The 14,662-nt window shown below is 33.1% G+C and carries 12 protein-coding genes and 1 pseudogene; 3 read left to right on the forward strand and 10 right to left on the reverse strand.

The genetic code is table 11. The features are described from left to right. Positions 1-2: 2 nt before the first annotated feature. The 10 genes from wecB to VFS71_RS04615 all read right to left on the reverse strand — a co-directional run bounded on the left by wecB (position 3) and on the right by VFS71_RS04615 (position 10,663). Positions 3-1,148 carry a non-hydrolyzing UDP-N-acetylglucosamine 2-epimerase gene (gene wecB / locus VFS71_RS04570; protein WP_326399646.1) on the reverse strand — a complete coding sequence of 382 codons (1,146 nt, stop codon included), beginning with the start codon at positions 1,146-1,148 and terminating at the stop codon, positions 3-5. 28 nt (positions 1,149-1,176) lie between these two features. Further along, the gene (locus tag VFS71_RS04575; protein ID WP_326399647.1) at positions 1,177-2,298 is read right to left on the reverse strand and encodes an NAD-dependent epimerase/dehydratase family protein; all 1,122 of its coding nucleotides are present in this window, start codon (positions 2,296-2,298) and stop codon (positions 1,177-1,179) included. Positions 2,299-2,315: 17 nt separating this feature from the next. After that, positions 2,316-3,344: a polysaccharide biosynthesis protein gene (locus VFS71_RS04580; RefSeq protein WP_326399648.1), complete on the reverse strand. Its 1,029-nt coding sequence runs from the start codon at positions 3,342-3,344 to the stop codon at positions 2,316-2,318. Positions 3,345-3,348: 4 nt separating this feature from the next. Continuing rightward, positions 3,349-4,446 (reverse strand): glycosyltransferase family 4 protein, encoded by a 1,098-nt coding sequence (locus VFS71_RS04585; protein ID WP_326399649.1) that lies wholly within the window; start codon positions 4,444-4,446, stop codon positions 3,349-3,351. Next, positions 4,443-4,994 carry an acyltransferase gene (locus VFS71_RS04590; RefSeq protein WP_326399650.1) on the reverse strand — a complete coding sequence of 184 codons (552 nt, stop codon included), beginning with the start codon at positions 4,992-4,994 and terminating at the stop codon, positions 4,443-4,445. Before VFS71_RS04590 ends, VFS71_RS04585 begins: the two co-directional genes overlap by 4 nt. A gap of 7 nt (positions 4,995-5,001) precedes the next feature. Then, a complete protein-coding gene (locus tag VFS71_RS04595; protein ID WP_326399651.1) occupies positions 5,002-6,099 on the reverse strand; it encodes a glycosyltransferase family 4 protein in 1,098 nt (365 codons plus the stop codon). A 63-nt stretch (positions 6,100-6,162) separates the two neighbouring features. Further along, entirely contained in the window at positions 6,163-6,591 is a 429-nt protein-coding gene (locus tag VFS71_RS04600) for a hypothetical protein (RefSeq protein ID WP_326399652.1), read from the reverse strand. Positions 6,592-7,303: 712 nt separating this feature from the next. Next, the gene (locus VFS71_RS04605) at positions 7,304-8,332 is read right to left on the reverse strand and encodes a hypothetical protein (protein WP_326399653.1); all 1,029 of its coding nucleotides are present in this window, start codon (positions 8,330-8,332) and stop codon (positions 7,304-7,306) included. A 39-nt stretch (positions 8,333-8,371) separates the two neighbouring features. Further along, a complete protein-coding gene (locus tag VFS71_RS04610; protein ID WP_326399654.1) occupies positions 8,372-9,412 on the reverse strand; it encodes a hypothetical protein in 1,041 nt (346 codons plus the stop codon). Continuing rightward, positions 9,413-10,663, reverse strand: a complete 1,251-nt coding sequence (locus VFS71_RS04615) for an oligosaccharide flippase family protein (RefSeq protein WP_326399655.1) — start codon at positions 10,661-10,663, stop codon at positions 9,413-9,415. Between the two features lie 570 nt (positions 10,664-11,233). Between VFS71_RS04615 and VFS71_RS04620 the strand changes: the two genes are divergently transcribed. The 3 genes and pseudogenes from VFS71_RS04620 to VFS71_RS04630 form a co-directional block, all read left to right on the forward strand. After that, positions 11,234-13,096: an ABC-F family ATP-binding cassette domain-containing protein gene (locus VFS71_RS04620; RefSeq protein ID WP_326399656.1), complete on the forward strand. Its 1,863-nt coding sequence runs from the start codon at positions 11,234-11,236 to the stop codon at positions 13,094-13,096. A gap of 208 nt (positions 13,097-13,304) precedes the next feature. After that, a complete protein-coding gene (locus VFS71_RS04625) occupies positions 13,305-13,862 on the forward strand; it encodes a hypothetical protein (RefSeq protein ID WP_326399657.1) in 558 nt (185 codons plus the stop codon). A 171-nt stretch (positions 13,863-14,033) separates the two neighbouring features. After that, a pseudogene (locus VFS71_RS04630) lies at positions 14,034-14,662 on the forward strand (hypothetical protein); the annotation flags it as partial.

Consider the following 14,662-nt stretch of genomic DNA (forward strand, 5'->3'; position numbering starts at 1 on the left):
TATTAATAATTAGATTCACCCCACACCACCCGTTTCACATAATCGGTATAACTCAAAATAATACGAACCATTTTATCAGACACATTTGGCATTGAATAATCGGCAACAACTCTAAAATTACGTTCGCCTCCCCTTTTCTGATACTGTAATTGGGTTAACCCCTGCATAATTCTTTCTGGATTCAAGCCCACCATCATTACAGATGCTTCTTCCATAGCTTCGGGGCGTTCGTGCGCATCTCGAATATTCAACGCCCGAAAATTTAGTGTAGACGATTCTTCCGAAATGGTTCCGCTATCTGACAAAACTGCAAAAGACTTCATTTGTAATGCGTTATAATCATTAAACCCCATTGGTTTCAAAAACTGAACTTCCGGTTCCATTTCTATTTTCTTACTGTCAATCATCAAACGGGTTCGCGGATGTGTACTTACAATAATTGGATACCTATATTTTTTTGCAATCAAATTCAGACTATCCATCAACCCTTTGAAGTTTTTTTCGCTATTGATATTTTCTTCTCTATGCGCCGAAACCACAAAATAATTATTTTCCTGAAGATTCAATTTATTAAGAATATCGGATGCTTTAATTCCTGGTAAATAGTGATTTAGAACCTCAAACATTGGGGAACCTGTTTTGATGATTCTATCGGCAGGCAGACCTTCACGCAGCAGATATTCACGGGCAATATCGCTATAGGTTAAATTAATATCCGAAATATGATCCACAATTTTGCGATTGGTTTCCTCCGGAACTCTTTGGTCGAAACAACGATTTCCAGCTTCCATATGAAAAATAGGAATATGACGTTTTTTGGCAGGAATAGCACACAAACAACTGTTCGTATCTCCGAGAACCAAAAAGGCATCCGGTTTTTCTTTTTCCAGTAATGGGTCCATTTTAATCAAAATCTGACCGATGGTTTCAACGGCAGTTGCTCCGGCAGCATCTAAGAAAAAATCTGGTCTACGAATCCCTAAATCCTCAAAGAAAATTTGATTTAATTCATAGTCATAATTTTGTCCGGTATGAACGAGAATGTGATCTATTGCTTCAGAATGGTCTAAAGCCACCATCACTCTGGATAATCGAATAATCTCTGGACGGGTTCCTACCACCGTCATTACTTTTAACTTTCCTTTCATTATATATTTCTTATCTAACTTTCAAATTTTATTGTACATTTTCAAAATACGTATCCGGATCATTTGGATCATAAAACTCATTTATCCAAAAGTTGGTATATAAAACCTCATCACCTATATTCTTTATATTATGCGTGTACCAAATTGGCATATCGACATAAGCCGGTTCATTACCATCCAAATAAAAATTCAAAACTTCACCCGTGCCGATGCGTCGCAATTGAATTAAAGCTTTTCCCTTAATTACCGCAAATCGTTCAATTTTCCGCGTATGATAATGATTTCCTCTTGTTATACCAGGAACAGTTGTTGAGAAGGACACTTGCCCACCAGTTCCCAATCGAATAACTTCTACAAAAGAACCTCTTGGGTCGGTATGCTCGACCAATTTTACAGGAAAATGATTGACAATATCCATATAACAACGAAAAGTATTGAACAAATTCAATTCAAACGTATTTTTGATAACGGGTATTTCGCCTTTATCTTGATAACCCATTTTATACCCTTGCAATAAAGCCAATAGTTCCGACACCTTGGCTTCAGAGGTATGAGAAACAAGATATACAGACTCATTTTGTCTTTCTCTAATTTTGTTTAGAATTTCGTTTACCAGTTCACCAACATAAATCAATTTTAAATCACCGTCAACTTGAATCTTCGGCGTTTCTCCACGAGCAATTTGATGCGAAAAAGTAGCAATAACCGAGTTGTAATTAGGATGTCCAAAAGGACCAAATACATTTGGAATGACCATACCAGTAAAGGTAGAATTGGCGTTAGTAGCCCACAATACCAAAAGTTCCCTTCCCTCTTTTTTTGACTTACCATATAAATTATTCAGTTTCTCTTGAGAAGATGAGGACAAAATCACATGTGCTTTACTGCCTGTTCGTTCTAAAGAAGCGATTAAAGTATTTACCAATCCAACATTGGTTGTATAAATAACTTCCGGGTCATGATGACGGTTCATCGCGGCCAAATGCACAATCACATCACATCGAGAAACGAAAGCATCCAAATGGGTTTTGTTTTCGAAAAAATTCTTTTGAAAATCAATTCGCTCAAATTCCTCAGGATGCAATCCTAAAGTATTATAAAGGTGAGTTCCTACAAAACCTTGTTGTCCAGTTATTCCAATTCTTAGCATGTATCTTTTTTATTTGTTTACCCTGGCATTTGAGCCACATTTTCTCCAAAAACTTCTTTTCGTATCAATGGTAATTGCAAAAGTAAGTGCTTCATTCCTTCGACATCTTGTTGCAATGTATTATGGGAATGATAGTCTTCAATTACGGAGACATCCTTCTTTCCTTTCGAAAAATATTTTGCATAATTCAAATCCCGATTATCGGCTGGAATTCTGTAAAAATTGCCCATATCTTCAGCCTTTACCATCTCCTCTCTTGTACAAAGCGTTTCATACAACTTCTCTCCGTGCCGCGTTCCTATTATTTTTATTTCATTGTCAGCCTGACAAATTTCTTTTAAAGCCTGTGCCAAATCGCCGATTGTTCCAGCTGGTGCTTTATTGACAAACAAATCGCCCGAATTTCCATGCTCAAAAGCAAACAAAACCAATTCTACCGCTTCTTCCAAAGACATTAAAAAACGAGTCATATTCGGGTCAGTGATTGTAATAGGTTCATCATTTTTTATTTGTTTTAAAAATAACGGAATCACCGAACCTCTTGATCCCATTACGTTTCCGTAACGAGTAAGGCAAACAGTGGTATCCTTTGTATTTCTTGAAGCGGCAATGGCTACTTTCTCCATCAGGGCTTTCGAAATCCCCATGGCATTGATGGGATAGGCGGCTTTGTCTGTACTCAGACAAATCACTTTTAGCACTTTGTTTGCAGTGGCAGCGTCAATGACATTTTGTGTTCCAAACACATTGGTTTTGGTTGCTTCTAATGGAAAAAACTCACAGGATGGTACCTGTTTTAAAGCTGCCGCATGAAATACATAATCAACCCCATGCATGGCACGTTCAACACTGTTATAATCACGAACATCGCCAATATAAAACTTCAGTTTGTCGTTCTTTAATTGGTTCCGCATGTCGTCCTGCTTTTTTTCGTCGCGGGAAAAAATACGGATTTCACTAAAATGATCCGTGTGAAGAAAACGGTTTAATACAGCGTTTCCGAAAGAGCCGGTACCACCTGTAATAAGGAGTGTTTTATTTTCCATTTTTTCAATTATTATAAATTGTACAAATCTTTTCAATATAATTTTCCAAATTAAATTTTGACGACAGATTTAAGCTGTTTTCTCTGAAGACTTTCAACTCTTCTCTATTATTATCTAAATACATGATTTTTTCTGCTAACTCATCTATCTCTCCCGGGCTTATTAAATATCCATTATACCCGTTTTGAACTATTTCAGGAATACCAGCTATATTGGTTGAAATAATGGCACATCCTAAAGCCATAGCTTCCGGTATAACCATTGGGAATCCCTCTGCATAAGAAGGTAATATCAATATGTCTGATTTAGAAATAACATCAAACTTATTTTGTCCTGCTAAGTACCCGTGAAAGTTTACTTTTAATCGATTCTCCTCAATAAAATTATCGCAAAATTCTTTCATTTCATCAGATGAAAAATCGCCAAGAACATTTAAGCTATAGTCAATATTTAATACTTTCAAGGCTTCTAATAAATCATTGAACCCTTTTCTCTGATTAATACTTCCCACAAACAATAATTGCAACTCGCGCCCCGAGCTTAAAGTATTGATTTTTAGATTATTCTTTAAAGTATGAAAATTATATAAAACAGTTATTTTACTTTCCGGAATTCCGGATGCTACAAGTTCATTTTTAAAACTATCTGATAATAATACTATTGTATCAACTCTTTTAAGAAACCAAAACTGAAGTGATCTTAAAAAACCAAAGGATAAGAAAGTTTCATTAACGCCACTAAAGTGAATCTGAAAAATATATTTTTTTGATGCGAGTCTACTAATTAAAAAAAAAATGAGTTGATCTTTTAACAAAGGAGCTTTTGCAGAAGAATTGAAATGAACTGCATCAAAATCTTTATTAAAAACTCTTTTTGAAAGACTGTATAAAAGATATAATGCCTGTTTTATATTCTCTATACTCAATTTACCTTCGGAATTCTTTTTTTGGCTAAGTACTGCTGAATTAAAAAATTCCATTTCAATTCTATTACTTTCAAATTGAACAATTGTTTCTTCCTCTTTCAAATACTCTGCAATTCGCATGATACCGCCTTTGTAGCGATTTTTAACAAAAGGTGCTACATAAATAATCTTCCTCATATCTGTTTAATTTTCACACATGGGTTGCCTACAGCTATACTATCACTTTCTATATCTTTTGTAACAACACTATTGGCACCTATAATGACATTATTGCCTATGGTAATTCCTTTACATATAGTCACTTTATCACCAATCCAAACATTATTTCCTATTGTTATTGGCTTTACGATATATCCTTCCAATACCATATTTCCATCAACTATTATGTATTTATGATCGTGATCCAAAATAGAAACAAACTGAGCAATGGTAACATTATCACCAATACTAATATTCTCATGAGCCATAACTCTAGAAAATTTATTTAAAGTAAAATTATTTCCAATCTTTAAGATTCCTTTACTTAAAATTTCTGTTTGCTTATTTATAATTGCTTTACGGCCAATCGCTATTGAACATCCTTTATCTATTGAAAAAGGGAAATAATTAAAGGTTAGTGAGGGAAAAGTAAACGAGGCTTTTCTAAAAAAATAAAGCTGCAATAAAACAAAATTTAATACCGCTAATGAATTACGAAAAGTATCGTAAATTTTTATAGATGACATACAAATCTTATTTAAGCATTAAATCAATATATTCAGAAACTATAGTCTCTTTATTAAATAGTTTATTGGCCGTAATTCCAGCATTCTTTCCCATTATTTTTAAATCCTCGTTTGAACAGTCAAGTAGTTTAATTAAAGTATTTTTTATTGATTCTGGCTGACAACTGTCAACTACAAATCCATTAAAACCATTTTCAATAATTAATTTAATGTCTGACACATCTGTAGATATTATTGGCTTACCACTTGCCATGCCTTCACAAACTGAATTAGACAATCCTTCATGAAAACTAAAAAGCCCCAAAGCATCATAGTCAGGAACTATTTCATGAATCGAAAGACTAGGGTCAAAAAAAGAAATTATCTTTTCTAATTTAAACTTTTTCACAAGACTTTCAGCCTCAGAATAAGCTAATTTCAATTCAAATGAATCTCTTCTTCCAAACCAATGTACTACAATCTGGTCTTTATATTTTACTGGAAGTAAATGTATTGCGTTAACTAATCCCTTTGCATTTTTTGATTCCTGGTGATTGGCAACAACAATCAGTGAAAATGTATCTTTATTTCTGTATTCAAAATTTTCTGAAGGTTTCCACCTTTCAAAATCAACCATATTATAAATCACTTTGCATTTATCATCAGACAGTAACGGGTTAATTTTTTTTACCATCTTAATATTTTCATGAGAATTGGACACCACATAATCTGCGGTTAAATGAAACCAACGGTAGGCTCTTAGTTTATGCGATTTGAATATACTGGGGTCCGCATTTCTTTCACCAACCAGCAGTTTCCATTTTCTCCAAGGAAAAGCAGCCATTTCACAAATAAAACTGGGTCCTTCCAGAAAAGATAAAACCACATCATACTTACCAGACCTGATATAATTTCTCATTTTTAAAAGGCGTTTCAAATAATTTGATTCTGTAATCGTTTTAACCGGAATAGCAACTTGGTCTAAAAGTTTACCGTAAAAATCAGCTGCATGATAAGTCAAAAATGAAACCTCATGTCCCTTTTCTTTAAACCCTCTGGCTAAATTTACCATCTGACGTTGTGCACCACCAGAACCGAGACTATCTATTACACAAAGTATCTTCATCTTATAATTTTTTAATTGAGAAAATAAATTAATCAACTACAGAATTCTCTAGTAAAAAAGTTTTTACACCAATGATTCCTTTTTACTTCCCATAAGATATGCTAATAAAATTGCTTGCGTATACCCCTGTGAAGCAGTATACCACATCGAAAACAAAGTCGTCAAGAACCACATTAAAATAATAGTAAGCAATAACATCTTCTTGTCTATTCGCCAGTTTCTATTCCAGAGTTGTATTAGCGCTGCATAAAAAAGCACCAAATAAATGGTAAACCCTAATATGCCAAAATTGGACAATAATTCTAGCCAATCATTATGTGCATAATTGCCTGCTAGATGCACAGACCCAGCAAAACCAAATCCGAGCAAGAAGATTTTAAGGCTTTCATCATCATACCACGAATCAAATATCTTATTGAAAATCTCGTCCCTACCGCTTGAATTCCCTTCTGCAATAGAATTCATTCTTTCAATCAATAATTCGTTTTCCAAATACATTTTATATGAGAAAAACCCGATAAAAAAAACACAAATGATCGCAATAAAATACCCCTGGACACGCTTCTCTTTTTCTAAATTCAGTATCTGAAATAAAAAAAATAATATCAAGCCCAAAACTCCAACAATAATTGCCCCTCGTTTTGCTCCCTGGATAATAAAAAACAAAAAAACAATTATCAAAATAATCGAAATAAATTTATTTTTTTTTATCAGAAACACAAAAGGCAATAACCTTACAAAGGAAAAAGCAACATTGTTAACCACATTTGTACTTTCAGGATCAATTTCTAATAAAATATTACTTTGATTGTTATAAAATTGGAGGATTGTAATAGGAATTATGATATAAAAAAAAAGAATAAAATGTGAGGCTTTTAACTCCTCTATTTGAGCAAAATAATAAAAAGGATAAAAAGGAAGCATGCATAAAATCATATTTTTAAACATGTCAACATGATATGAATTATCGAAATCTGCAGTAAAAATAAATCCAAGTATATTAAGCACCAATAATAAAGACCAAACATTATAAAAAAGACTTCTTCTTTCTTCTGTAATTAACGTTTTTACAAAATAAAAACTACAAATGACAATTATTAACAATAGACAAACCTGTGATATAATCGAACCTTGTGCATATAAAGCCCCTTGCGCATAATATATCGCGAAAAGGGCAAAAAGTAAATTGCGGAAAATACCACTATTACTCATAACTATTTTTTATGCTTGAAATTATATTTTCCATATGCCAGTATTGCGGATTAAATTTTTCTTCATGGAAATTGAGATTTTCATCCCAATAACCAGGACATTTATCATATTTTTGTACAACCGAACAATAACTTATTTCCAATACTAAAGGATTGTTCGCTTCATCAAAAACAAAATCATAATACGTACTTTGTGAATTCAGTTTCTTATTTACTTCAAAAGCAATCTGTACACATCGCTCATCAATTTCATTTTTCTCAAATCGATAATTTCTGCTTCCCGAAGCCCTAAAATCATCCTTCCTATTTATTCTTTTGTTGCCAAATGCTTTATCTCCTACCACTACTACACGAACATCAAAGGTGTTATTAGACAAAAAATCTTGAAAATAAACATACCCTTTTTCTCTGATGCGCATCTTTGCAAATTCTGTCGGGATAAACAGCCTGCCGATGCCTTTTAAAATTCCAATTAAGGGTTCTTTACCTGCCCTTACTTTCATAATTTTATCCTTGAAATAACCCATTCTGTCAAATTGGGAGAAACCACGACCAAAGGCTTTATTGGTAAAAGAAATAGCTTCTTTTTTTGTTCGGGCCAAATTAACATTACTTGCCCCTGCTCCAGCCCTCAATTTAAAAACTTTAGGAAAAGTTGTTGATTCAATCCAATCAATCGCTTCTTTTTTTGTGTAAAAAATATACGTTGGTACAAAAGGGATGCCCATAGCTTCAAACAGGTATTTCTGCCCTATTTTATCATCAAAATGCCATGCTGTATTGAAATTTGGAAAAACTTTTTTACCAGCAAATTCTACTGAATATAATAGTTGTTTTGCAAACAGCACATCTTTGTATTCTCTGTGATGATGATGCCACATTAAGGCATCACAATCATCTAAATCTTGTATAATATCAGTATCATAACAATTCACTAATTTATATTCGATTGCATTTAGCTGGCAATATTCTATCCAACGTTCCGAAAAATTATCTTCTGTAAAATGTATTGCAATTTTCATTTTTAATGAATTTAGTCATTACTTTTTTCTGCCAAAACATTATATACTTCTTACTAATCGCTCTTCTTTTATGGTTGCAATTATGTTTTCCATATGCCAGTATTGCGGATTAAATTCCCTTTCATGGAAATTAAGACTGTCATCCCAATATCCCGGACAATTATCATACGGATGAACAAGAGAGGTATAACTTATTTCTATAATTAAAGGGGTGTTTGTGGCATCAAAAACAAAATCATAATACGTACTTTGAGATTTTAATTTTTTATTTACCTCCAAAGCAATTTGAACACATCTCTCGTCAACTCCTTTTTTTTCGAAATGATAATTTTGACTTCCTGATGCCCGAAAATCATTCTTCCGAGTCATTCGTTTAAAACCAAACGCTTTATTCCCCACCACTACCACACGTGTATCATAGTTGTTATTCGGAATAAAATCCTGAAAATAAACATATCCTTTTTCCCTGCCACGCATCTTTGCAAACTCAGTTGGAATAAAAAGCCGGGCGATACCTTTCAAAATTCCTTTCCAGGTTTCCTGGCCTCCTTTTACTTTCATGATTTTATCATTCAGATAACCCCATCTATCAAATTGGGAGAATCCACTACCAAAGGCTTTTTTAGTAAACTTAATAGCGTCATTTTTTGTTCGGGCCAATTTGACGTGATTGGAACCAGCCCCACCCCTTAATTTAAAAACTTTAGGAAAGCTTGCTGATTTAATCCAGTCCATCGCTTCTTTTTTGGTATAAAAAACATAGGTTGGTATAAAGGGTATCCCCATAATTTCCAACAAGTATTTTTGACCTATTTTATCATCAAAATGCCAATTCGTATTAAAATCCGGAAAAACTTTTTTGCCTGAAAATTCAACTGAAAATAATAGTTGCTTTGCAAAGAGCACATCTTTATATTCCGACTGATGATGGTTCCACATTAACGCATCACAGTCATTTATTTGCTCAATGATGTCATTGCCGTAACAATTAACTAACTTATAATTTATTCTATTCTGTTGGCAATATTCTATCCAACGTTCTGAGAAAGTATCTTCGGTATGGTGTATTGCTATTTTCATTTAATATTGTTTTATTAATTCCTGAGATTCATTTTTACATTTTGTTTCATACTTTTTCCATTTATAAAACAGTTGCCCCCCCATTAAAAAACGACAAAAAGTAAGATTAATAGCAGCTCCAATAATTCCAAAAAAATAAATTAAAGGGAATGCTAAAATAAAGCCGAATATTGAAGAGTATATAGTGGTCATCATCACTATTTTATCTTCTCTTTTGATTACAAAATAATTGACTCCAAAAACATCATACATCCCGAGACCTAAAATTCCAACTGCCAAAACACACAAAACATATAAAGCATTTTCGTAAGTAATATTCAAATACCAAAAAACAAGGGGATATGAAATTATACATCCTAATGTTAATCCAACACTTAGTAAAAAAATTAATGTTTTGTATCTTTGAAAGGCTTCTTTTTTTCGGTTTAGAAAAGGGAAGAAAACACGTGATACAATATTTAATAGTGCAACAGCTAAATCCACCACTTTTTTTATCGTATCGTAAACCCCTAGTAAATTGGTGGTTGTTAAAATCCCCAATAAAAAGGAGCTTGAATTATTATATAAAGTTGGCATAAACTGATTTACAAAAATTGGAAAATTGGAAACAATTGATTCTTTGATCGTTTTTATGGGCAACCAAATGAATTTTAATTTATATTTTTTTATTAATATAAATTGTCCAATAATCCCAACACCAATGGAACCAATACTTTGTAACAGAGGATAAATCCAATAATCCGTTTCTTTTTTAATGAAAATAAAAACACAAATAGTAAAGAAAACTTTTATAGATAAATTCAATATGGTAATATACTTCATTTTTTCAATTCCTTGAAAAAACCATTCCGGAAATAATGCATACCCCAACAACATAGGAACTGTCAAAAAAAACACAATTTTCTCTTTATAAAATGGAGGATATACTATAATAATAATCGTTAAAAAAAAGAAAGAAAGTATTAAAAAAACAGCTTTAACCATTAGCACTTTGCTGTAAATCAAATTGATTTCTTTAGGGCTTTCCCTAAAAACAGCAACATCTCTTGTTGCGGTTATTCTGAAACTATAATCCGTTACAGACTGAAAATAGGCTACCAAGGAAGATGCCAAAATAATCAAACCATAATTATCAAAACCAATTGTTCGAATCACATAAGGCAACGTGACAAGAGGCAATAACATTCCCAATATCTGTAATGACGATAAAGAAATAAAGTTCTCTAATAAAATTTTTGCTTCTTTATTCATTAGTTTTTTTTAAAAATATTTTAATCGTAATTTTCTTTGTATTTAGATTGCAATTTTTCATCTATTTCTGTTCCTAATACCACTCCAAATAAAGTAGAATATGGTGGGCAGGATTCACAATCAAAAACCGAAAAGAGATAAAAAAAACGGTCTCAATTATTTTTAGGCATCGATTCCATTTTTAAAATATTTTCTCGAAATTATAATAGGAATGTAACGCTTCGCGATTCAAACCCACAAGAATGAGCTGAAATCTAGAAAATTCAATGTCAAAACATTTGGTATGAAATTAAAATTACGCATTAGAAATTGTATTCGCAAATAAAACAAAAACAATTAGTTAAACTACATTTTCACACAGTTAAACTACATTTCTCTAATTCCTTATCATTCTAAAATTGGCTAATGATTTTATAATTTAATGCAGAATATCTTCTTTTTTTGTTTGTTTTAATTAAACTACCTTTGCAAAAAATTAATAATTGATTTCTGTTTTTCAATAGAAACTGTATTAGAGGTTTTTATCATTACAAATACTTTATACCGCTATTTTTTCAGCAACCTATACACATGAATTACTTATCAGTAGAAAATATATCAAAATCTTTTGGGGAGCGTACACTCTTCAAAGACATTTCCTTTGGAATCAACAAAGACCAAAAAATTGCCTTTATCGCCAAAAATGGTTCGGGTAAAACCACCATTATGAACATCATCAATGGTTTTGATGAACCCGATACAGGACAGGTTGTGCTCCGAAAAAGCATCCGAATGGCTTTTTTGTCACAGGACAATAAACTGCAGGATGAATTGACGATTGAGGAAAGCATTTTTGCTTCGGACAATGAGAGTTTGAAGGTGATTGAGGCTTATGAAAAAGCATTGGAAAATCCTGAAGATGAAGAAGCCTATCAAAAGGCTTTTGACGCTATGGATCGCCACAATGCCTGGGATTTTGAAACGCAATACAAACAAATTTTGTTCAAATTGAAGTTGGAAGACTTTAAACTAAAAGTAAAAAGCCTTTCGGGTGGACAGAAGAAACGTTTGTCTCTTGCTATCATTTTGATTAACCGTCCCGATTTATTAATTCTGGATGAGCCAACGAATCACTTGGATCTAGAAATGATCGAATGGTTGGAGAGTTATTTTGCCAAAGAAAATATCACGTTGTTCATGGTAACGCACGACCGTTTCTTCTTGGAACGTGTTTGTAACGAAATCATTGAACTGGATAACGGAAAAATATACCAATACAAAGGAAATTATTCCTATTACTTAGAGAAAAAAGAAGAACGTATCGCCTCGGAAAATGCTAGTGTCGATAAAGCGCAAAACTTGTTTGTGAAAGAATTGGAATGGATGCGTCGTCAACCCAAAGCGAGAACAACCAAATCCAAGTCACGTCAGGACGATTTTTATGTAATTCAGGAAAAAGCACAAAGCCGTAGAAGAGAAAACGTAGTGGAGCTTGAGATTAATATGGAACGAATGGGAAGCAAAATTATCGAGCTTCACAAAATTTCCAAAAAATTCAAGGATCATGTTATCCTGGACAATTTCAGTTATGATTTCCAACGCGGAGAACGTATCGGAATCATTGGTAAAAATGGAACCGGTAAATCTACTTTCCTAAATCTTTTGACAGGAACCATGCCATTGGACGGTGGTAAAGTAGTTGTGGGAGATACTATCAAAATAGGGTATTACACCCAAACAGGAATTAACCCAAAACCAGGTCAACGTGTTATTGACATCATCAAAGAATACGGAGAATACATTCCGCTTACGAAAGGAAAAATTATTTCTGCTTCGCAATTATTGGAGCGTTTTCTTTTTGATGCCAAAAAACAATACGATTATGTTGAAAAACTGAGCGGTGGTGAATTAAAACGTTTGTATTTGTGTACGGTTTTGATTCAGAATCCAAACTTTTTGATTCTCGATGAGCCAACAAATGATTTGGATATTGTGACTTTAAACGTATTGGAAAGTTTCCTTTTGGACTATCCTGGATGCTTGGTGGTTGTTTCTCACGACCGTTATTTTATGGACAAAATTGTCGATCAATTATTTGTTTTTAGAGGTCAAGGAGAGATTGAAACCTTCCCTGGAAATTACTCTGATTTTAGAGCCTACGAAGACAGTGCCGATGTTGCCCAAAAAGAAGACAACAAAACGGAGAAAAAAGAATGGAAGCAAAACAATCCGACTGGAAACCTAACTTTCAACGAACAAAAAGAATTTCAGAAAATTGAGAAAGAAATAAAGGATCTTGAAATTGATAAAACCAAAATTGAGCAGTTGTTCTCTGATGGAAAAGTAGCTGATGCTGACATAGAAAAGAAAGCCAAAGAACTGGAAAACCTCATCAAGAAAATTGAAAATAAAGAGGAAAGATGGTTTGAACTGAGTGCGAAAATGGAAGGGTAGTTTTTTTAGTATTTCGTTTTAAACAAATACTCAATAATAGCCACAATGGAATTTAATTCTGTTGTGGCTTTTTTCTTTATGATAAAAGTCATTACCTATTTGAAGCTAAAAATGTACTTTTGAAACATTAACGGTTACAAAACAAAATCAACAACTTACCCCTAATCAAACAATATCTTTCTAAAATTTCACACCCATAAACCTCATCATGAAAAAAGCAGCTTTCCTTATTTTCATTGCCTTTTCAATGCAATTACAAGCCCAATCTACAAACGGAACAGACACTAATAATAAATGGAACTTCGGATTAGAACTAGATGTTCTGCCTTATGCCACTGGAGGTTATTTTGGAGCGGTTTGGGCGGGTAAAGGTAAATGGCGCACAAGAGCCCTTTTGGCCGATGTCAACAAACCCGACTTCACAACCAAAGAGGGTTTCACCAATCATCATGTAAAAGCTTATGCAGTCGTTTTGGATCATTTTTTAAAAGACAATTGGAAAGGCTGGTGGATTGGAGGCGGACCTGTTTACTGGAAAAGTGACATTCAAAGTGACACCAGCAACGCCACCAAAAATTTCGACAACTTCTTATTAAACGGAAGTTTAGGTTATAACTTTACCATATACAAAAACATCTATATTTCACCTTGGGCAGGTTTAAGCCTTAAAGTTTCAGGCAACGATGAATTCACTCTGGACAACAAAGAATACAATTTACCGCTGCTAAACCCAGAAGCTTCAGTCAAATTTGGGTTTCATTTTTAACATCTTGCTTCTTATTTCAGCCAATAGATTCAAAAACAAGTATTAAAACTGTTTTATCACTTTAAATTAAATCGTTACAACGAAAATTTGTTTAGTTTTATGCTCAGTTTTTCAAAGAATTGATTTAGCAAAATCTAAATAAACGTTTTGGTTAAAGTTCAAAACTTCCTTATGACTTTTACAAATATCCTGAAATTGAGAATTTTATTTCTTTTTTTTCTTATTTATTCTCAAGCTGCTTTTTCGCAAGAAGAGAAAAAAGAAGGAGAAAAAAAACGCCCACTGCGCTCAATTGTTGATTTATTTACAAAAGAAGATACCCTAAAAATAAGTAAGCCTGATTCTAAAACAAATTTAATCGCATTCCCCACATTGGGTTACCAACCTGCAAATGGTTTTACCCTTGGATTTATAAGCCAATTTAGTTTTAAAATAAAGCCCGAAAACAAAATCTCTTTACTGTCGGGAGGAGCTTCCTATAGTACCCAAAAACAGGTTCTGACTTATTTGAAAAACAATATGTACATCAGTAATGACAAATTCTACTTTAGCGGTGATTTTCGTTATTATATTTTCTCACAATCCAATTTTGGTCTAGGAACAGATATTATCCCTTGGGGCTCAGAATTCAAAGATTTTAATTTTAGTTCTATAGAGCAACCCATGAATTACAATTATTTTAAATTTCATGAAACGGTTTCCTACAATATCTTTCCTTCTTTTTTTATTGGAGCTGGAATCCACTTTGATAGTTATTCCAACATAGATGATCAACTTTTAGATGTTGCCAATGGACAATA

This window comes from Flavobacterium sp. (assembly GCF_035760125.1).
Classification (GTDB): domain Bacteria; phylum Bacteroidota; class Bacteroidia; order Flavobacteriales; family Flavobacteriaceae; genus Flavobacterium.